General features: G+C 74.1%; 19 protein-coding genes. 9 read left to right on the plus strand and 10 right to left on the minus strand.

Translation table 11 applies throughout. From position 1 onward, the window contains the following. The first annotated feature begins 51 nt into the window (after positions 1-51). The 3 genes from EDF38_RS02470 to aztD all read left to right on the plus strand — a co-directional run bounded on the left by EDF38_RS02470 (position 52) and on the right by aztD (position 3,736). Positions 52-1,323, plus strand: a complete 1,272-nt coding sequence (locus EDF38_RS02470) for an ABC transporter (RefSeq protein ID WP_123353798.1) — start codon at positions 52-54, stop codon at positions 1,321-1,323. A 149-nt stretch (positions 1,324-1,472) separates the two neighbouring features. Next, positions 1,473-2,450 carry a zinc ABC transporter substrate-binding protein AztC gene (gene aztC, locus EDF38_RS02475; protein ID WP_370275613.1) on the plus strand — a complete coding sequence of 326 codons (978 nt, stop codon included), beginning with the start codon at positions 1,473-1,475 and terminating at the stop codon, positions 2,448-2,450. Between the two features lie 32 nt (positions 2,451-2,482). After that, entirely contained in the window at positions 2,483-3,736 is a 1,254-nt protein-coding gene (aztD, locus tag EDF38_RS02480; protein ID WP_123353800.1) for a zinc metallochaperone AztD, read from the plus strand. 145 nt (positions 3,737-3,881) lie between these two features. Here aztD and EDF38_RS16330 read toward each other — a convergent pair whose 3' ends face one another. The 6 genes from EDF38_RS16330 to EDF38_RS02510 form a co-directional block, all read right to left on the minus strand. Then, positions 3,882-5,378, minus strand: coding sequence for a hypothetical protein (locus EDF38_RS16330; protein WP_123353801.1), 1,497 nt, complete (start codon positions 5,376-5,378; stop codon positions 3,882-3,884). A gap of 171 nt (positions 5,379-5,549) precedes the next feature. Next, the gene (locus tag EDF38_RS02490) at positions 5,550-6,407 is read right to left on the minus strand and encodes an ABC transporter ATP-binding protein (RefSeq protein WP_123353802.1); all 858 of its coding nucleotides are present in this window, start codon (positions 6,405-6,407) and stop codon (positions 5,550-5,552) included. Next, on the minus strand, positions 6,404-7,435 hold the full coding sequence (locus EDF38_RS02495; protein WP_233572330.1) for an iron chelate uptake ABC transporter family permease subunit: 1,032 nt from the start codon (positions 7,433-7,435) through the stop codon (positions 6,404-6,406). The genes EDF38_RS02490 and EDF38_RS02495 overlap by 4 nt, the downstream gene beginning before the upstream one ends. Positions 7,436-7,479: 44 nt before the next feature. Further along, positions 7,480-8,526 carry an iron ABC transporter permease gene (locus EDF38_RS02500; RefSeq protein WP_233572154.1) on the minus strand — a complete coding sequence of 349 codons (1,047 nt, stop codon included), beginning with the start codon at positions 8,524-8,526 and terminating at the stop codon, positions 7,480-7,482. Then, positions 8,523-9,554: an iron-siderophore ABC transporter substrate-binding protein gene (locus EDF38_RS02505; RefSeq protein ID WP_123353804.1), complete on the minus strand. Its 1,032-nt coding sequence runs from the start codon at positions 9,552-9,554 to the stop codon at positions 8,523-8,525. The genes EDF38_RS02500 and EDF38_RS02505 overlap by 4 nt, the downstream gene beginning before the upstream one ends. Before the next feature lie 154 nt (positions 9,555-9,708). After that, the gene (locus EDF38_RS02510) at positions 9,709-10,545 is read right to left on the minus strand and encodes a glycosyltransferase family 2 protein (RefSeq protein ID WP_123353805.1); all 837 of its coding nucleotides are present in this window, start codon (positions 10,543-10,545) and stop codon (positions 9,709-9,711) included. A gap of 105 nt (positions 10,546-10,650) precedes the next feature. Here EDF38_RS02510 and EDF38_RS02515 point away from each other — a divergent pair, with 105 nt between their 5' ends. Next, on the plus strand, positions 10,651-11,901 hold the full coding sequence (locus EDF38_RS02515) for a mannosyltransferase family protein (RefSeq protein ID WP_123353806.1): 1,251 nt from the start codon (positions 10,651-10,653) through the stop codon (positions 11,899-11,901). Positions 11,902-11,961: 60 nt separating this feature from the next. On the opposite strand, the gene EDF38_RS02520 is transcribed toward EDF38_RS02515, so the two are convergent. From EDF38_RS02520 to EDF38_RS02525, 4 genes are all read right to left on the minus strand, one after another. Next, positions 11,962-12,414, minus strand: coding sequence for a MarR family winged helix-turn-helix transcriptional regulator (locus EDF38_RS02520; protein WP_123353807.1), 453 nt, complete (start codon positions 12,412-12,414; stop codon positions 11,962-11,964). A gap of 173 nt (positions 12,415-12,587) precedes the next feature. Further along, complete coding sequence (locus EDF38_RS15800; RefSeq protein WP_158613305.1) at positions 12,588-12,749, minus strand: hypothetical protein; 162 nt, start codon at positions 12,747-12,749, stop codon at positions 12,588-12,590. A gap of 103 nt (positions 12,750-12,852) precedes the next feature. Continuing rightward, positions 12,853-12,996: a hypothetical protein gene (locus tag EDF38_RS15805; RefSeq protein WP_158613306.1), complete on the minus strand. Its 144-nt coding sequence runs from the start codon at positions 12,994-12,996 to the stop codon at positions 12,853-12,855. Positions 12,997-13,304: 308 nt separating this feature from the next. Further along, positions 13,305-13,733 (minus strand): BLUF domain-containing protein, encoded by a 429-nt coding sequence (locus EDF38_RS02525; protein ID WP_123353808.1) that lies wholly within the window; start codon positions 13,731-13,733, stop codon positions 13,305-13,307. Positions 13,734-13,972: 239 nt separating this feature from the next. On the opposite strand from EDF38_RS02525, the gene EDF38_RS02530 reads away from it, so the two are divergent. From EDF38_RS02530 to pgi, 5 genes are all read left to right on the plus strand, one after another. After that, complete coding sequence (locus EDF38_RS02530) at positions 13,973-14,416, plus strand: hypothetical protein (RefSeq protein WP_123353809.1); 444 nt, start codon at positions 13,973-13,975, stop codon at positions 14,414-14,416. Between the two features lie 155 nt (positions 14,417-14,571). Then, complete coding sequence (locus tag EDF38_RS02535) at positions 14,572-15,870, plus strand: ABC transporter substrate-binding protein (protein ID WP_123353810.1); 1,299 nt, start codon at positions 14,572-14,574, stop codon at positions 15,868-15,870. A gap of 2 nt (positions 15,871-15,872) precedes the next feature. Then, positions 15,873-16,826 (plus strand): carbohydrate ABC transporter permease, encoded by a 954-nt coding sequence (locus EDF38_RS02540; RefSeq protein ID WP_123353811.1) that lies wholly within the window; start codon positions 15,873-15,875, stop codon positions 16,824-16,826. Positions 16,827-16,837: 11 nt separating this feature from the next. Then, positions 16,838-17,749, plus strand: a complete 912-nt coding sequence (locus EDF38_RS02545; protein ID WP_233572156.1) for a carbohydrate ABC transporter permease — start codon at positions 16,838-16,840, stop codon at positions 17,747-17,749. 99 nt (positions 17,750-17,848) lie between these two features. Further along, positions 17,849-19,576 (plus strand): glucose-6-phosphate isomerase, encoded by a 1,728-nt coding sequence (pgi, locus tag EDF38_RS02550; RefSeq protein ID WP_123353812.1) that lies wholly within the window; start codon positions 17,849-17,851, stop codon positions 19,574-19,576. The last annotated feature ends 314 nt before the right edge of the window (positions 19,577-19,890 follow it).

Genomic DNA, 19,890 nt, shown 5'->3' on the forward strand with positions numbered 1-19,890 from the left:
GCCTCCCGTCTCCGTCCCGCGGCCCGACCTCGTCCTCGTCCTCGTCCTGCGGTGGCGGTCGCGCTCGCCGTCGGCGTGCTCCTCGCCGTGACGGCGTGCAGCCCCGCGACCTCGTCCGGCGCCGTCTCCGCCCCGATCGGCGACGCCGAGACCGCCGTGCCGCACGGCTACGTCGAGGGAGCGTCCGAGCTGCAGGAGCCCGCGCTCCGCCTCGTCGCCGCGTCCGACGGCACACTGACCGCGCTCGACCCCGCGACCGAGCAGACCGTCCGCCTGGCCGACGTCGGCGCCGCCGCGCACCTCGCGACCGACGGCCGCTACGTCGCCGCGTCGGGCCCCGACGGCCTCACCCTCGTCGACGGGGCCGCCTGGACCGTCCCGCACGGCGACCACTCGCACTACTACCTGGCCGAGCCGCGCGTCGTCGCCGAGCCCGGCGACCTCGACGGCGGACCGGGAGCCGAGGAGGCGCGGATCGCCTCCAGCGCCTCCGTCACCGCCGTGACGTGGCCGGGTTCCGGTCGCGGCGTGCTGCTCGACGGCGACGCTCTCGGCGACGGCGAGCTCGTGGAGACCGGGCGCGTCGAGGGCACGCCGCACGACAGCGTGCTGGTGCCGCTCGGCGACGTCGTCGTGGCGAGCGTCGTGAGCGGCGGCGGCGGCGGTGACGGCGTCGGCGGCGGCGGGGCGGGCTCGGCCGCGGACGAGGTTCGCGTCTACACGGCCGAGGGGGAGACGGTGGACGGTGCCCGCGCCTCCTGCGAGGGTCTCCGCGGAGCGGCCCCGACCCGCGTGGGCGTCGTCGTCGGATGCGCCGACGGGGCCGTGCTCGTGACCGAGTCGGAGGGGAGCGACGTCGGGATCGAGCGCATCCCCTACCCCGAGGGCACGCCGGCGTCGGACGTCGCGACGTCGTTCGAGGCCCGTCCGGGCCGACCGGCCGTGGCCGCGGTCGCCGGGACGCGCGGGGCCTGGCTGCTCGACGTGCGCGCCCGCACCTGGACCCTCGTCGCGACGCCCGAGCCGCTGCTGCGGGCGACGGCCGTCGGCGACTCGGACGACACGGTGGTGGGCGTCGACGCGTCCGGCCGGGTGGTCGTGTCGTCGCCGGAGGGCCTCGTCGCGCAGACCGAGCCGCTACTCGCCGGCGACCTCGTCGACGGCGCGCTGCCCGCGGGGGTGCAGCTCGAGGTGGACGTCGCCCGCAGCTACGTGAACTCGCCCGCGAGCGGCCTCGTGCACGAGATCGACCACGCCGACGCCGCCCGCGTGGCGCGCAGCCTCGAGCTGCCGGCGGACCTGCTCGTGGAGACGGGCCGATGAGGGCCGCGCGCGTCGCGCGCTCCGCCCGTGCTGCCCTGTCGGCGAGCTCCGCTCGCGCTGGTGGCACGGCGTCGGCTCCTCGCGTCGACAGCTCAGGAACTTCCGTCGCGGCCGACCCCGTCGGGTCGGAGGGCGGTGCTCCCGCGACGCTGGTCCCTGAGTCGCGAACCTGCGCACCCCGAAGCCGGCGCACAGCGCGCGCCGCGCTCGCGGCGGCCATCGCAGCCGGCGCCCTCCTCGCCGCGACCGGCTGCACCGCCGGCGCCCCACCCGGCGCGGCCCCCGACCCCGACCGCCCGCGCATCGTCGTGACGACCAACATCCTCGGCGACGTCGTCGGCGAGCTCGTGGGCACCCAGGCCGACGTCGTCACGCTCATGCCCCCGGGCGCCGACCCGCACTCCGTCGAGATCTCCGCGCGGGAGGCCGCCGACCTCCGCACCGCCGACCTCGTCGTCGCGAACGGCCTCGGCCTCGAGGAGGGCCTCGTCCAGCACGTCGAGGCCGCCGCCGACGCGGGGGTCCCCGTCGTCGAGGCGGGCGACCTGATCGTCCCGCTCGACTACGACCAGGGCGACGCCGAGGGAGAGGTCGACCCGCACCTCTGGACCGACCCGGGTCGCATGCTCGACGTCGTCGACGGGCTCGTCGCCGCGATCGGTGCGGAGGTAGACGGGATCGACGGCGGCGCGCTCGAGGCGACGGGCGCCTCCTACCGTTCCGAGCTCGAGGAGCTCGACGCCGAGCTCGAGGCGACGTTCGCGGCGATTCCGGCCGAGCGCCGCGCCCTCGTGACGAACCACCACGTCTTCGGCTACCTGGCCGACCGCTACGACTTCCGGGTGGTGGGCGCGGTGCTGCCGAGCGGCACGACGCTGGCGGCGCCGAGCGCGTCCGACCTGTCGAGCCTCGTGACCGCCGTCGAGGAGGCGCAGGTCGCCACGATCTTCGCCGACTCGTCCCAGCCCGACCGCCTCGTGCAGGTGCTCGCCGACGAGGCCGACGTCGACGTCGACGTCGTCGCCCTGCACACCGAGTCGCTCAGCGCCCCCGGCGGGGGAGCCGAGACCTACCTCGAGATGATGCGCTCCAACGAGCGGCTCATCGCGACCGGCCTGTCACCGTGACCGGCCTCATCCCCACCCATCGGAAGGACCACATGATCCAGCGACACCGGCGAGCCATCGCCGCTCTCTCCCTCGGCCTCGCGGCGGGCCTCGGCCTCGCCGCCTGCTCCGCCCCGGGAGGCGCGGGCAGCGACGCCGACACCGCCGCCGCCCCCGAGGCGGGCGCCACCAACGCCCCCGCCGCCCAGCCGCGCGTCGTGACGACGTACGACGGCGGCCTGCTCGTGCTCGACGCCGGAACCCTCGAGGTGCAGGCGGACATCCCCCTCGAGGGCTTCGTGCGGGTGAACCCCGCCGGCGACGGGAGGCACGTGCTCGTGTCGACCGCGGACGGGTTCCAGGTGCTCGACACCGGGGCGTGGACCACGCCGGACGGCGAGCACCACGTCGGCGAGCCCGAGCTCACCGATCTCGTCTTCGACGCTCCGACGCCGGGCCACGTCGTGCGGCACGGCGAGAAGACGATCCTCTTCAGCGACGGCACCGGCGAGACGACGGTGTTCGACACGGCCGACCTGCTGACCGCGTCCGAGGACGGGGCCCTGCCCGAGATCGAGCGGATCCCCGCGCCCGACGCCCACCACGGCGTCTCGATCGAGCTCGAGGACGGCACGCTGCTCACGACGATCGGCGACAGCGACTCGCGCACCGGCGTCCGCGTGCTCGACGCCGACCGCGCGGAGATCGCCCGCAGCGAGGAGTGCCCGTCGGTCCACGGCGAGGGCACCGTCCAGGACGAGGTCGCGGTCTTCGGCTGCAGCGACGGCGTGCTCGTCTACGCCGACGGTGCCTTCACCAAGCTCACCGCGCCCGACGACTACGGCCGCACGGGCAACGCCTACGTCTCGGACGAGTCGTCCGTCATGGTGGGCGACTACAACGACGACCCCGATGCGGAGGGCTCGCTGCTGACCGACCTCACCGTGGTCGACACGTCGTCGATGACGTCGTCGATCGTGGCGCTTCCCGAGGGGGTGTCGTACACCTGGAAGGGCGTCGTCCGCACCGACGCCGACACCGCGGTGCTGATCGGCACCGACGGCGCCCTGCACGAGCTCGACGTGGCGACCGGCGACGTGACCGCGTCGCACCCGGTCATCGGCGCGTGGGAGGGACCGGCCGAGTGGCAGGACTCGCACCCGAGCCTCGTCGTCTCGGAGGGGGTCGCGTACGTGAGCGACGCCGCCGCGTCGGAGCTGCACGCGGTCGACGTGGCGTCGGGCGAGGTGCTCGCCTCGGCGTCGCTGCCGGGAGTGCCGAACGAGCTGGCCGTCGTCACCGGCTAGGACGCCCCGCCCCGCGCCGCGCCGCGCCGCTCAGTGCGCGAAGAACCGCGAACCGAACCATGAACCGCGTTTCTTCGCGGTTCACGGTTCGGTTCGCGGTTCGAGGTGTTCTGAACCCGGGGCCGGGGCCGGGGCCGGGGCCGGGTCAGGGGCGGCGACGCACGCGGAGGCGCGCGGCCGCCACGAGCCCGCCGCCGAGCAGCAGCAGGCCGGCGGCGATCGCGGCTCCCGTGCCGGAGCCGTCGGTGCCCGTGTAGGCCAGTCGTCCCGCGCGGTCGGACCGGCCGACCACGACGACGCCGCCCGTGGCCGCCACCGGCGTGGCGACGGGTGCCGCCGGCACCACTGCCGAGGCCGCGGCCACCGAGAAGGAGGCGACCGCGGACTGGTCGGAGGCGTCGCCCGTCTCGAGGTCGATGGTCGAGGCCGTGGTCGAGAAGCGTCCCTCGGGCAGGACGAACCGGGCCTCGAAGGTGCCGTCGGCGGCCACGGGCACGAGTGCCTGGGCGGGCCCGTCGGTCGCGTCGTAGGGGACGGGCTCGGTGTCGTACAGGCCGTTGGCGGGGTCGTCGGCCTGTTCCTTCATGACGACGATGTCGTCACCCACGTGCACCGCCTCGTCGCCGGCCGGGTCGGAGGGGTCGGCCTCGTCGGCGGGACCGGCCTCCTCGGTGGGATCGGCCTCGTCGGTGGGATCGTCAGAGTCCGCCTCGTCGGCCGTCAGGCCGGAGCCCTCGACGGACCACGACACGGTCGCGCCCGTCGAGCCCCCGACGGCCGAGCCGAAGCCCTCGGCCAGGTCGGCGGGGTCGCCGACCACGACGAAGGCCGCGCTGCCGGGCTGGGCCCCGGCCCCGCTGATCGTGACGACACCGGCCGTGGCGCCCTGCGGCACGGTCACGGCGGGCACGGGCAGGGGCGGCGTGACGGCGAGGTCGGCCGAGACGCTCACGCCGTGGGCGTCGCTGACGGTCACGACGAGGTCGCCGAGCGGCAGGTCGTCGGGGATGACGACGTCGAAGAGAGCGCTGCCGGTCGGGTCGAACGCGAAGGGCGACTCCCAGGGCAGGACGGTGAAGACGTCGTCGGCCTCGACGGCGTCGCCGTCGACCCGCACCGAGACGGGGTCGCCGCCCGTGAAGTCGTCGACGTAGACCGTCGACGACCCGCCCGCGTGCGCGACGGTGGGGTAGATGTCGACGGCGGGCACCACGTCGGGCTCGACGACGACGACGGTGCCGTCGCCGGTCGGTGACGGGCCCGCGGTGGGCGGCGTCCCGGCGGAAGGGGTCGCGGACGGCGTCGATCCCGCCGGGGCGGGCTCGGCGGCCGTCGCGGCGGGAGGACGGCTGCCGACGGCGGTGTTGCCGGACACGGCCTCGACCGGAACGACCTCGACGGGCGTGGCGTCGCCGGGAGCGGCCTCGACGGGGGCCGTGTCGGCGGGCGGGGCGTCGCTGGACGTGGTGTCGCCGGGCGCGGCGGCGGTCTCCGCGTCGGACGGCGTCGGTGCGCCGCTCTCGGCCGGGGCGGGGCTCGTGCCCGCGGGCTCGTCGGCGAACGCGGCGACGGGCGCGAGCACGAGCGCGGCGGAGAGAGCCGCGGCCAGGGCGGGCGTGCGGAGTCGGGTGGTGATGGTCATGCGGTCCCCCAGGGCGTGGACGCCCGGACGGGCGTCGTCGGGCTGAACCTAGGGCCGGGCGACGACCCCCCACACGCCCGCGTCGGGGGCGCGGGGGCCGCCGAGACCGGATCGTTGCCGAAGCGTCCCCCGTCTCGGGTCGGCGGGGGACGTCGGGAGCCGGCCCGCGCCTCAGCAGGCCGCGTCGCCGCCCGAGCCCGACCCCGAGCCGCCTGACCCCGACTCCGCGCCCACCACGTGGTGCCGTCCGAGCGGCAGCATCATCGGCGCGCCCGTGGTCGGGTCCTCGACGACGCGGCTGTCGAGGCCGAAGACGGCGCGGACGCAGTCCTCCGTCAGCACCTCCTGCGGCGTTCCCGCCGCGTGCACCCGGCCCGCCGCGAGGGCGACGAGGTGGTCGGCGTAGCGGGCCGCGAGGTTGAGGTCGTGCAGCACCATGACGATCGTCGTGCCCCGCGACCGGTTGAGGTCGGTGAGCAGGTCGAGCACCTCGACCTGGTGGCTCACGTCGAGGAAGGTCGTCGGCTCGTCGAGCAGCAGCAGGTCGGTCTCCTGCGCGAGGGCCATCGCGATCCAGACGCGTTGGCGCTGCCCGCCCGACAGCTCGTCGACGGGGCGCTCGGCCAGGGCCGTCGTGTCGGTCGCCTCGAGGGCGGCCGCGACGGCGAGGTCGTCGGCCGTGGACCACCGCGAGAGCACGCCCTGGTGCGGGTGCCGTCCCCGTCCGACGAGGTCGGCGACGGTGATGCCCTCGGGTGCGACGGGCGACTGCGGCAGCAGGCCGAGCGTGCGGGCCAGCTGCCGCGCGGGCAGCCGGTGCACCTCGGCCCCGTCGAGCACGACCCGCCCGGCGCGCGGCCTCAGCAGTCGCGACATCGAGCGCAGCAGCGTCGACTTGCCGCAGGCGTTCGCCCCGACGATCGCGGTGACGCGACCGGGCGGCACGACGAGGTCGAGGTCGTCGACGACGACGCGGTCGCCGTAGCCGAGGGTGAGGCGCTCGACGGCGAGCGAGTGGTCGGTGGTCACAGTGAGCCTCCGGCGCGGTTGGTGCGGACGATGAGCCAGATCAGGTAGGGCGCCCCGAGCACGCCGGTGACGACCCCCACGGGGAAGCGCGTGCCGAGCGCGTACTGCCCGACGACGTCGGCGACGAGCACGAGCAGGGCGCCGACGAGCGCCGACGGCACGAGCAGCGAGCCGTGCGGCCCGACCACGCGCGCGGCGATCGGCCCCGACAGGAACGCCACGAACGCGATCGGCCCGCACGCCGCCGTGGCGAACGAGATGAGCCCGACCGCGGCGACGATGACGACGAGGCGCGTGCGGTCGACCCGCACGCCGAGCGCCGACGCCGCGTCGTCGCCGAGCTGCGTCGCCGACAGGTCGCGCGAGCGCGACAGCAGCACGGGCGTGAGCACCGCCAGCGCGACGAGCACGGGCAGCGCCTGCGACCAGCTCGCCCCGTTGAGGCTGCCGGTGAGCCACCGGGTGGCCTCCTGCAGGTCCCACTGCGCCGCCCCCGAGAGCACGTACGCGGTGAGGCTGTCGAGCATCGCCGCGACGCCGATGCCGACGAGCACGAGGCGCGTGCCGACGACCCCGCCGCGGCGCGAGAGCAGGTAGACGAGCACCGCGACGGCGAGCCCGGCGACGATGGCGAACGCCGACACCTGCGCGCCGTCGAGCGAGAGGGTGACGATCGCGAACGCCGCGGCGGCGCTGGCGCCCGAGCTGATGCCGATGATGTCGGGGCTCGCGAGCGGGTTCCGCAGCATGGTCTGGAACGTCACGCCGCCGAGCCCGAAGCACAGCCCCGCGAGGACGGCGAGCACCGCGCGGGGCAGCCGAAGCCGCCCGACGGTGAAGGTCGCGCCGGGGACGTCCTGCCCGAGCACGACGCCGAGCACCTCGCCCGGGCCGTAGAAGGTGCGCCCGACCATGAGGCTGAGCACGAACGCGACGACGAGCGCCACGACGAGCGCGGCCATGACGGCCCGACGTCGACGGCCGCGGCGGCGACGGCCCCGCGCCACGTCGGCCGCGACCCCCGCCAGGCGAGACGAGGAGGCAGGAGCGGCGCCCGGGCCGCGTGGTGCGCTCACAGCGCCCGCAGCTTCGCGCGGCGGACGATCCAGATGAAGAACGGCGCGCCGATCAGGGCGGTGACGATGCCGACGTCGATCTCGGCCGGCCGGGCGACGACGCGCCCGACGACGTCCGACGCGGTCAGCAGCACGGCGCCGGCGACGGCGGAGAACGGCAGCAGCCAGCGGTGGTCGACACCGGTCAGCAGGCGGCAGGCGTGGGGCACGACGAGTCCGACGAAGCCGATCGGGCCGGTGACGGCGGTGGCCGCGCCGCAGAGCACCACGGCGCCGAGGGCGGCCGCGCCCCGGGCGACGGCGACGCGCTCGCCGAGCCCGGCCGCGAGCTCGTCGCCGAGGGCGAGCGAGTTGAGCGCCTTGGCCGAGAGCAGGCAGACGACGAGCCCGACGGCGAGGAACGGCAGCACCTGCCCGAGGCTCGCGAAGGTGCCGCCGCCGACTCCGCCGATCTGCCACGAGCGGATGTTCGCCGCGATGTCGCCGCGGGGCAGCGCGACGGCGGTGATGAACGAGGCGAGGGCGGCGGAGGTGGCCGCGCCGGCGAGCGCCAGCTTGAGCGGCGTGGCGCCGCCGCGGCCCAGGGAGCCGACGGCGTACACGAACAGGGCCGTGCCTCCGGCGCCGGCGATGGCGACCCAGACGATGCTCGTCGACGCGCTGAGGCCGAAGAACGCCAGGCCTGCGACGACCGCGAGGGAGGCGCCGGTGTTGACCCCGAGGATCCCCGGGTCGGCGAGGGGGTTGCGCGTGACGCCCTGCATGACGGCGCCGGCGACGGCGAGGGCCGCCCCCGCGGCGGCGGCGAGGAGCGTGCGCGGGATGCGCTTCGCGACCGACGCGCGGTCGAAGCCGTCGGTCGCCCCGCCGAGCGCGGCCACGACGTCGTCGAGCGGCACCGCGCGGGTGCCGATCGCGAGCGAGAGCAGCATCACGACGACGAGCGCGCCCAGCAGCGCGAGCAGCCAGGCGGCACGCAGCCGCCTCGGGCGTCGCACGGGGGCGACGACCGAGGCGGCGGCGGGGGTGGTGGTCAGGGTCACGACTTCGCGGCGGCTCCGTCGAGGAGGTCGGCGTACTCGTCGAGGATCCACGGGATCGACAGCGGGGTCGGGTTCGCGGCGGTGCCGATCGGGCCGGTGCTCGGCAGCGCGACGACGGCCTCGGTCGCGACGGCCGGCATCTGCGACAGGACGGGGTCGCCCTCGAGGGTCGAGACGAGCTCCTCGTCGCCGTAGGTGACGATGATGTCGACGTCGTCGAAGGTGTCGGCCGTCTCGGCGCTCTGGGTCAGCGAGAACAGCTCGGTCGAGTCGGAGGCGTCGCTGATGCTCTGCGGCTGCTGCAGGCCGAGGTCCTCGAAGAACTGCACGCGGGTGTCGTGCGTCGTGTAGAAGCTGACCTCGCTGAGGTCGGTCGTGTCGACGTGCGTGAGGAACATCGCGGTCTTGTCGGCGAGGGCGGGGTGCGCCGCGGCGACGTCGGCGATCTCGGCCTCGAGGTCGGAGACGAGCTGCTCGCCCTCGGCGGCCATGCCCATGCCCGTGCTGTTGAGCTCGATCATCTCGCGCCACGAGGTGCCCCAGGCGGTCTCGGGGTAGGCGACGACGGGGGCGATCTCGCTGAGCGTGTCGTAGTCCTCCTGCGTCAGGCCCGAGTAGGCGGCGAGGATCACGTCGGGCGCGGTGTCGGCCACGGCCTCGAAGTCGATGCCGTCGGTCTCGTCGAAGAGCACGGGGGCCTCGCCGCCGAGCTCGTCGAGCTTCTCCGAGACCCAGGGCAGGATCCCGTCGCCGTCGTCGTCGCCGAAGGTCGCGGCGGCCATGCCGACGGGCACGACGCCGAGGGCCAGCGGCACCTCCTGGTTCGCCCAGTTGACGGTGGCGACGCGCTCGGGCTTCTCGTCGATGGTCGTGGTGCCGAGGGCGTGCTCGATCGTGATCGGCGTGAAGGCGTCGTCGCCGCCGGAGGCGACGTCGTCGGAGCCGCCGGCGGGGGCGGAGCAGGCGGTGAGGCCGAGGGCGAGGGCGGACGCTGCGCCGAGGGCGAGCAGTCGCGTGGTGCGGGACATGGGTTCCTTCCGTGACGTGCAGGGCTTCCGCGCACGGCGACGCGATCGCTGTCGGGAGGGCGCACGGAGGGCACGCCGCGTCGACGGACGGCCCCGCCGGTCGCTGTGGTGACCGGGGCGGGGACTCACGGGTGATCGCCGTGTTAGGTGTGCCTTACCTTAGCTGGACGCCGCGGCGATCGGCAACACCCGATGTCCCGAGGCGACGCCGCACCACGGCGCGCAGCCGCCGGGCGACCCGTCGCCGCGGGTGCTCCTCCGGCCAGTGCGCGTACACCGAGTGGAAGCCGCGACGCACCCGTACGGAGAAGTCGCCGGTGCGGAAGGGGCGAGCCGAGACGCGCATGCCGAGGCGGTGGTCGTACCGGATCCGCGCCTCCGGGCCGAGGTGGAACGAGAGGTCGATGTCGTCGTGCATCAGCGCGTCGTCGCGGTGGACCTCGCCGCGCACCCGCAGCCAGTCGTCGCGGCGGAAGGCGCAGTTCGAGCCGAAGAGGGGCACGTGCCCCAGCGCGAGCGAGACGGCCACGACGTAGGCGCCGAGGTAGAGCGCTGCCCCGACCCGCCGCAGCAGCACGGGGCCGTCGGTGAACCGGGCGCCGCCGGTGAGGGCGACGAGCCCGGGGTCGAGGTCGAAGCGCTCGCGGACGCGGGCGATCCAGTCGACCGGGGCCTCGCAGTCGGCGTCGAGGCGGGCGACGACGTCGCCGGTGGCGGAGTCGTAGCCGGCGGCGCTCGCCGCGCTGACGCCGGGCACCGGCTCGACGACGACGCGGGCGCCGGCCGCGCGGGCCACCGCGGCGGTGTCGTCGCTCGAGGCGTTGTCCACGACGACGATCTCGTCGGGCGGCGAGGTCTGGGCGGCGAGCGACTCGAGGCAGCGCCGCAGCAGGACGGCGTCGTCGCGGCACGGGATGACGACCGAGACCGTCGTCGGGCGACCGGCGGGGGCCCGCTCGCCCGGGGGCCTGGTCTCGCTCGTCGTGGTCATCGCCGTCCATCCTGCCCGCGGGCACCTGTGCCGGGCCCGTCCCGCGACGCGTGACCGGGGTACGCGCGACCAGGTCGCACACGACCCGTCTGGTTGGGTGGTCGGATGACTCGGGCCGCGACGACGGAGCGCGAGGAGGCGCGGGCCGACCCCCGGCGCCCGCTCGCCGCCGCGGTCGTGCGCCTCCTCGTCGTCTACGTCGGGGCCCGCGTGGCGACGGGTGCGCTCCTCGCCCTGGCCTGGGCGCTCTCGCGCCCCGGTGCGCCCCTCGCCGCGCTGTCGATGAACGACGGCCGGCCGGGGCTCGGCGGGTTCCTCTCGGCCTGGGACGGTCGCTGGTTCGAGAGCATCGCCTCCGGCGGGTACCCCACGGAGCTGCCGCGCGGCGACGACGGGGCCGTCGTCAAGAACGAGTGGGCCTTCCTGCCGCTCTTCCCCCTGCTCGTGAGGGGGCTGTCGTGGGCCACCGGCGGGTCGTTCGTCGTCGTGGGCAGCGCCGTGGCCGTCGTGGCGGGCGCCGTCGCGACGGTGCTGCTCTACCTGCTCGTGCGCGACCGCGTCGGCGACCGCGAGGGCCGTCACGCCGCCGTGCTGTTCGCCGTCGGGCCGATGTCGTTCCTGCTGCAGGTGCCGTACGCCGAGGCGCTCTCGCTCGCCCTCGTCTTCGGGGCGCTGCTCGCCCTCTCGCGGGGGGCCTGGGGCTGGTTCGCCCTCTGCGGCGTGCTCGCCGCGCTGACGCGGCCCGGAGCGCTCGCGCTGGCGGCGGCCCTCGTCGGCATGACGCTCTGGACCCTCTGGCGGGCCAGGGCGGCTCGCGGCGACGGTGCCGACCGCGCCCACGGCCGGCTCGTCCTGACCGCCGGCGAGCTCGCCCGCCGCGGCGGGGCGGCGCTCGCCGTGGCCCTGGCCGGGGTCGCCTGGCCCGTCGTCTGCGCGGTCGTCACCGGCGAGGCCGACGGGTACCTCGAGACCGAGTCGTCGTGGTGGCGGGACTACGGCGTCGGCCACGACGGCTTCGTCCCGTTCACGCCGTGGTTCGCGTTCGCCGCGGCGTGGCTCGGCCCGTGGGGCGTCGTGGTCGTCGCGCTCGCGGTGGTCGGCATGCTCGCCGGCATCGTGGCGGGGTGGCGCCGCGTCGGATCGACGATCGCGCTCTGGACCCTCGCCTACGCGGGCTTCCTCGTCGCGGTGTTCCTCCCGCAGCAGAGCAGCTTCCGCCTGCTGATGCCCCTCGCCCCGCAGCTGGGGCACCCGGCGCTCAGCGCGACCCGGGCACGCAGGACGGCCACCGTGGTCGGGGCTGCTGCCCTGACCCCGGTGGCCGTGGTGCTGTTCTGGGTGGTGTGGCCCGCGTGACGCGGGCGGTCTCGACGGCCGCCCCGCGCCTCCTCGTGTCGGTGGGGCGGGGGAGGCGTGTCAGACCTTCGAGACCGACTGCGACGAGATGACGGTGCTGAGCCCCTCGAGGAAGGCGCGCACGGCCTCGGCCTGGTCGTCGGGCACGTTCATCAGGTAGTCGCGCACCGGCGGCACCGTCGTCGGGGCGTCGCACGCGGCCTGGCCGTCGGCGGTCGTCGCGATGATCTTGCGGCGGCGGTCGGCGGGGTGGACGGAGATCTCGATGAGGCCGGCGTCCTCCATGCGGTGCAGGAGGTTCGACACGGCCGGGGTCGTGAACCCGAGGCGGGTCGCGAGGACGCCCGGCGTCATGGGCTCGTCGGTGCCCTCCGCCGCGAGGACCAGGGCCAGGGCGTCTCGCTCGGTGCGCGGCAGACCCGCCGCGGACTCGGAGCGGAAGAGGCGCTGCTCGGCGATGCGGTAGCTCTCGAGCGCAGTGAAGAGCTTCGCGGCCTGGATGCGTTGGGGCATTGTGCTGGTCCTCGGTGATCAGGTGAGGCGGGACTGCTAGAGGTGGTGCGGGTCGTGCCGGTGGTGCGTGGTGCGTGGTGCTGCCGGTCAGTCGAGGTCGTCGTCCTCGACGGTCGTGTCGAAGTAGGGGGTGTGGTCGGTGCCCTCGGGGGCGAGCGCACGGGCGGCGAAGTTCATCGGCCGATCCCCGCGTTCGTCGAGGTGAGGGTCGTCTCGTCGACGCTGAAGTCGTCGGACGAGAGGGCGTCGATGCCGATGCGGCCGCCGAGGGCGGACGAGACGGCGGCGACGAGGTGCTCGTGGCTGAGGCTGCGCAGGTCGAGGGACATGGTCACGCCGCCTGGGTCCCGGAGGCCGGCTCGAAGAGGTCGGCCAGGTCGAGCGGCTGGGTCATCGGGAGGTCGTCGGCCGAGAAGGCGGACGAGACGGCCGCGGCGCTCACGCGCCGGCTCCGACGGCCACGAGCATGGCCGCGATCAGCGTGCCGCAGGCGGCGAGGGCCGACGTCGCGATGACGAGGAGGGTGACCTGGCGGTCCTTCTCCCTGACCTCGGAGAAGGGCGAGTTGTGGATGATGCTCATGTCGTGCTCGTTCCTGACAGCCCTGCGCTGTCGTCGGTGGTTCGATCACTCCCGCTGCCAGCGGGGGCAGTACCGCCGTGAATCGGTACGAGGGAGATGCTTACACAAACTCCCTAACGCGTCTAGCTAGTTCGACGAGGGATGCGCTGGGCGGACAACGGACGTCGTCGAGGTGCGCGGAACGGACAGCGCGGCTCCCGACCCCGGGCTGCCGGCCCCGACCGTCGGTCGGGGGAAGGACGTCCCGGACGCGACCGACGCCCCCGTCCGCAGGGACCGGGGGCGTCAGGTGGAAAGGGCGCGAGGGGTCAGGCGGGCGTGGGCTCGGCCGAGCTGAGGTACGCGAGCATGCTGTGCACGGCGGTCTGCAGGTCGGGCACGCCGGTGCCGTCGTCGGCGGCGCCGGTCACGCGGCGGTAGCCGGGGATGTCCTCTGCGGCCGTGTCGACGCTCGTGCGGTAGCCCATGGTCCACTGCGGGAAGCGGCGCTCGGCGATGGTCTCGCGCTGGACGACCTCGACGTCGGCGTGGCGCGGGTCGGCCGCGATGATCGCGTACCGCTCGTCGACGACGTCCTCCGGCCCCTCGAGCACCTGGACGAAGCGGCCCTGCTCGTGCATGAGGAAGCCCGTCAGGTCGCGACGGCGGTTGTTCGCCCGGCTGTTCATGAGCAGCTCGGCGAGGTCGCCGTCCGAGAAGGGGGACGAGGCGACGCTGGTGTAGACGAGGGAGATCATGGGATCGGGGGGCCTTCCGGGTGGCGCAGCGTGGCGCAGGGAGCGGGGCGCGCAGGGCGTAGGTCCCTTTCTATCGTGCTGCGGGCCGTCGGGGTACACCTCCTTTCTGGGGGTCAGCGTCCGGGGCGGTCCCGGACAGCGGTGCGGTGGTGCGCCCGGCGTGCCCTCGACCGGAGACGGAGGCCGTGCCACGATGAGCGCGCGCCCGACCCGGCGCACCCCGATCGAGAGGCGAGACCATGGCGACCGACGACGGCTTCACGAAGGAGGAGCGCGCGGCGATGAAGCAGCGCGCCGCCGAGCTCCGCGCCCAGGCGAAGCGCGAGAAGGCGGCCGACAAGGCCGCCGCCGACCTGCAGGACGTCCTCGACGCGATCGCCGCCATGCGCGACGACGAACGGCCGATCGGGCAGATGGTGCACGACGTCGTGCTCGAGCACGCCCCGGGCCTCGCCCCGAAGACCTGGTACGGCTTCCCCGCGTACGCGCGGGAGGACGGCAAGACCGTCGCGTTCTTCCAGCCGGGCGCCAAGTTCGGCAGCCGGTACGGGACGCTGGGCTTCTCCGACAGCGCGCGGCTCGACGACGGCCCGCTGTGGCCGACGTCCTACGCCGTGACGGCGGCCGACGACGAGACCCGCGCCGCGGTCGCCGAGCTGATCCGCCGGGCCGCGGGCGACTGAGCCGGCGGGCCCGGCCCGCGTGTACCCCTCCCGGGGGACACGCAGGCCGCGTCGGAGTTGGCTGAGCCGCGTCGCCGTCGTCCGTCCCCGAGGACGTCGCGTCGTCGCCCCGCCCACACCGACGCGCCACCGACCGCACCAGCGGAGGAGCTCACATGACCCTCACCCGACGTCACTTCCTGGCCGCGAGCGGGGCGGTGTCGCTGACCGCGATCCTCGCCGGCTGCGCCGGCTTCAGCAAGCCGCAGACCGAGTCGGCCACCGGCACCCTCACGTTCACCACCTGGGGCACCGACTCCGAGCTCGCGGGCTTCCGCGACCAGATCGCCCGCTTCGAGGACGCGAATCCCGGCTCGACGATCGAGCTGAACGCCGTCCCCTACGAGCAGATGTTCACGAACATCGACGCTCAGCTGCAGGCCGGCAACCCGCCCGACGTCTTCCGCGTGCCGTACTACACGTTCGGCAGCTACGCGGGGCGGGGCCAGCTGCTCGACCTCGGCGACCACCTCGACGCCGACGTGCCCGGCCGGTTCACCGACGCGGCCTGGGCCGCTGTGCAGAACGAGGGCTCGCCGTTCGGCGTGCCCCACCACACCGACACGACGGCGATCCTCTACAACAAGACGATGCTCGACGCCGCAGGCATCACCGACGTCCCGACGAGCCTCGAGGACGCCTGGACCTGGGAGCAGTTCGACGAGGTGGCCGCGACCCTGCGCCAGAGCCTGCCCGCCGACCAGTACCCCTTCGCCTACAACTGGCAGGGCAACGGCGTGACCCGCTGGCTGACCTGGCTGTTCGAGGCCGACGGCGCCTTCCTCGAAGAGGACCTCGTCACCCCCGCGATCGACTCCGACGCCGGGCGCAGGGCCGTCGACTTCACGAGGTCGTTCTTCGAGAAGCAGTACGTGCCGCAGAACGACTCGATCAAGTCGTCGACCTACGCGCAGGACAGCTGGTACTCGCAGACCACCGCGATGGTCTTCTCGGGCGCCTTCGCGATCCCCGACGCGACCCAGACCCTCGACTTCGAGTGGGGTGCGACGTTCGCCCCGCGCGACGTGCGCGCCGCGAGCGACTTCGGCGGCAACGCCCTGGTCGCCACGAAGGACGTCGCCGACCCCGCGCTCGCCGCGTCCTTCCTCGCCTTCATGACCGAGGAGGAGGCGATGCGCTCGTTCTGCGAGGGCGCCTCCCTGCTGCCCACCCGGCAGGACCTCGTCGACGGCGGCAGCATCGAGTTCGCGGTGCGGCCCGAGCTGTCGCCCGTCTTCGTCGGCCAGGCCAGCACCGTGGCCGCCTCCGACTCGGGCCAGGTCGCGTCGCCGTCGATGGCCGCCATCATCACCGTGCTGCAGGACGAGCTCGAGCAGGCCTTCACGAGCGGTCGCAGCACCGACGACACGATCGCGGCGCTCTCCGAGGGCATCGCCGCCGCCACGAAGGCCTGACGATGACCACGGCCACCCGACCGGTCGCACGAGGAGGCGCGGTGCCGGCACCCGAGACCGCCCCGCCCCGTCCGCGGCGTCGCCGCCGGTCCCGGGGCGAGGCCGCGGTCGCCTGGGCGCTGCTCACCCCCAACCTCGGCCTGCTGGCCCTGTTCGTGATCGTGCCGCTCGTCTGGGCCGTCGTCGTGAGCCTGCAGCGGACCGACGGCTTCGGCGGCGGCACCTTCACCGGCGTCGACAACTACCAGCGCCTCGTGCAGGACCCGGTCTTCTGGCGCTCAGCCGCGAACACGGTGCTCTTCACGGTCATCGTCACGCCCCTGTCGATGGCCCTCGGGCTCGGCGCCGCGGTGCTGATGAACTCCGTGCTGCCGGCCCGCGGGCTGTTCCGGTCGATCCTCATCCTGCCGATGGCCATCTCCGGCGTCGCGACCGCGCTGATGGGCGTGCTGCTCTTCGACGAGAACAGCGGCCTCATCGACAAGCTCGTGCGGGCCGTCGGCCTGCCGGGCGTGCCGTGGCAGTCGGGCGGCACGGCCGCGTTCGCGTCCATCGTGCTCATCACGCTGTGGTGGCGCGTCGGCTTCAACATGCTGATCTACCTCGCGGGCCTGCAGTCGGTCGACGCCGAGATCTACGAGGCGGGCCGCCTCGACGGCGCCGGCGGCTGGCAGCGCTTCCGCCACCTCACGGTGCCGCTCGTCGGGCCGTCGTCGTTCTTCCTGCTCATCCTCAACGTCATCTACTCGTTCCAGGTCTTCGACCTCGTGTTCGTGATGACGGGCGGCGGACCCGGCAACGCCACGTCGGTGATCGTCACCTACGCCTACGACCAAGGGTTCGTCACCCGTGACCAGGGCTACGCGGCCGCCATCGGCGTCGTGCTGCTCGTCGTCATGCTCGCCTTCACCGTCGTGCGCTGGCAGACCAGCCGCTCGCGCGACCTCGTCGACTGAGAGGCCGGCCCGTGTCCTCCACCCCCCTCGCCCCCGTCTCGTCCGGGCCCGCCGTCGCGGCCGACGGCGCGGGCGTGCGCACCGCCCGGCCGAGCGGGCGTCGGCGACGCGACCGGCGCCTCCTCGTGGTCCGCGTCGTGGTCGCGGTCGTCGTCGCGCTCGTGGTGCTCTTCCCGCTGTACTGGATGGTCGTCGTCGCGTTCTCGACGCGCGCCGACCTGCTCGGCGGCGCCCTGCGGTTCTGGCCGAGCGCGCTCACCACCGAGAACTTCCGCCGCGTGTTCGACTCGTTCCCGGTCGTGACGTGGTTCGGCAACTCGGCCGCGATCGCGATCGTCGTGGCGCTCATCTCGGTGACGGTCAACGTGCTCGGGGGCTACGCGTTCGCCCGGCTGCGGTTCCGCGGGTCGAACGCGGTCTTCCTGGTGTGCCTCGCGACGCTGATGATCCCGGTGCAGGTGATCATGGTGCCGCTGTTCACGCTCGTCACCGACCTCGACCTGTACGGCACGTACTGGGCCGTCATCCTGCCGACGGCGGCCTCGGCGTTCGGCCTCTTCCTGGCGCGGCAGTTCATCCTCGGGATCCCCACCGAGCTGATCGAGGCGGCGCGGATCGACGGCGCGAGCCACCTGCGCGTGCTGCGCAGCATCGTCCTGCCGCTGTCGAAGCCGCTGCTCGCCGTGCTGTTCTTCATGAGCCTGCTGCAGACCTGGAACGACTTCTCGTGGCCGCTCATCGCCCTCAAGCAGAACGAGCTCTTCACGCTGCCGATCGGGCTGCTCTACCTGCAGGGGCAGTTCGGGTCGGACTACGGCGGCACGATGGCGTTCGCCCTCGTCAACGTGGCGCCGATGGTCGTGCTCTTCCTGGTGTTCCAGCGGTACTTCGTGCAGGGGTTCGCGCGCAGCGGCATCCGGTGACCCGATCGGCGGTGCGTCAGTAGGATCGAGGGCGGTCCGCCTCGCAGCGCTGCGTGACTCCGCGGGCCGAGCAGCAGCGAGGCACCCAGGAGGCCCCCCTTGACAGAATCCGCTCCCGTCGACCCGACCTCGACCGAGGCGTGGCGCCGGCTCGCCGGCATCGCCGACGGCTTCACCCCCGACCTGCGCGGCTGGTTCGACGCCGACCCGACGCGTGCCGAGAAGCACACCTTCCAGGCCGCCGACCTCACCGTCGACATGTCGAAGGGCCTCGTCACCGACGAGGTGCTCGACGCCCTGCTTCAGGTCGCGCGCGACGCCGACGTCGCCGGCCGCTACCAGGCGATGATCTCGGGCGAGCACATCAACGTCACGGAGGACCGCGCCGTGCTGCACACCGCGCTCCGTCGCCCGAAGGACGGCACCGACCTCGTGCCGGCGGCGGGCTTCGTCGTCGACGGGCAGGACGTCGACGCCGACGTGCACGCCACGCTCGACAAGGTCTACGCCTTCGCCGAGAAGGTCCGCTCGGGCGAGTGGACCGGCGTCACCGGCAAGCGCATCGAGACCGTCGTCAACATCGGCATCGGCGGGTCCGACCTCGGCCCCGTCATGGTCTACGAGGCCCTGAAGCCGTACGTGCAGCAGGGGCTCGAGGTGCGCTTCGTCTCGAACATCGACCCCACCGACGTCTACGAGAAGACCGCGGGCCTCGACCCCGAGACCACCCTCTTCATCGTCGCGTCGAAGACCTTCGGCACGCTCGAGACCCTCACGAACGCGCGCCTGGCCCGCGAGTGGCTCTGGCGTGAGCTCGCCGCCGCCGGCGCCCTCGACGACAGCGACGACGCCCGCACCGGCGCCGTGGCGAAGCACTTCGTCGCCGTGTCGACCGCCCTCGAGAAGGTCGCCGCCTTCGGCATCGACCCCGAGAACGCGTTCGGCTTCTGGGACTGGGTCGGCGGTCGCTACTCGGTCGACTCGGCCATCGGCACGTCGGTCGTCATCGCGATCGGCCCCGACGCCTGGCGCGAGTTCCTCGCCGGGTTCCACGCGATGGACGAGCACATGCGCACGGCGCCGCTCGAGCAGAACGTGCCCGTGCTGATGGGCCTGCTGAACGTCTGGTACTCGAACTTCCTCGGGGCGCAGAGCCACGCGGTGCTGCCGTACGCGCAGTACCTGCACCGCTTCCCGGCGTACCTGCAGCAGCTCACGATGGAGTCGAACGGCAAGAGCGTCCGCTGGGACGGCTCGCCCGTCACGACGTCGACCGGCGAGGTGTTCTGGGGCGAGCCCGGCACGAACGGGCAGCACGCGTTCTACCAGCTCATCCACCAGGGCACGCGCCTGATCCCCGCCGACTTCATCGCCGTCGCGAACCCCGCGCACGCGCTGAAGGACGAGACGGGCGACGGCAGCACCGTCGAGGCCGGCCAGGACGTGCACGCCCTGTTCATGGCGAACTACTTCGCGCAGACCAAGGCGCTCGCGTTCGGCAAGACCGCCGACGAGGTGCGCGCCGAGGGCACCGCCGAGTCGGTCGTGCCGGCCGGCGAGTTCAGCGGCAACCGCCCGACGACGTCGATCCTGGCCCCGGCGCTGACCCCGAGCGTCCTCGGCCAGCTCATCGCGCTGTACGAGCACATCGTGTTCGTCGAGGGCACCATCTGGGGCATCGACTCCTTCGACCAGTGGGGCGTCGAGCTCGGCAAGCAGCTCGCCCTCCAGGTCGCGCCCGCCGTCGACGGCGACGAGGAGGCCCTCGCCTCGCAGGATGCCTCGACGAAGTCGCTCATCGCGAAGTACCTCGAGCTGCGCGGCTGACGCGTCGCTGAGTGCTGAGCGCTGAGGCGCGGTCCGGGGTCGCCCGGGCCGCGCCTCTCGCGTGTGGGGGCGCGCGTGCCGCTCGCGGTGGGTCTCGTCGTGGCGAACTCAGGAGGGAGCGTCGCGGCGCAGCCGCTCGACCAGGCTCCGGGCCGGCGCCGGTCGGCGTTGCCTGAGTCGTCGACGCTGCGCGTCGCGCTCCCGCCGGGCGGCCTGGCGGCGCGCAGCGCGTGCGGTGGTGGCCGGTGTGGCGAACTCAGGCAGAAGTGTCGCGGCGCAGCCGCTCGGCGGGGCTCCGGGTCTGCGCGGGGCGG

Source organism: Frigoribacterium sp. PhB160 (assembly GCF_003751785.1).
Taxonomy (GTDB): Bacteria; Actinomycetota; Actinomycetes; order Actinomycetales; family Microbacteriaceae; genus Frigoribacterium.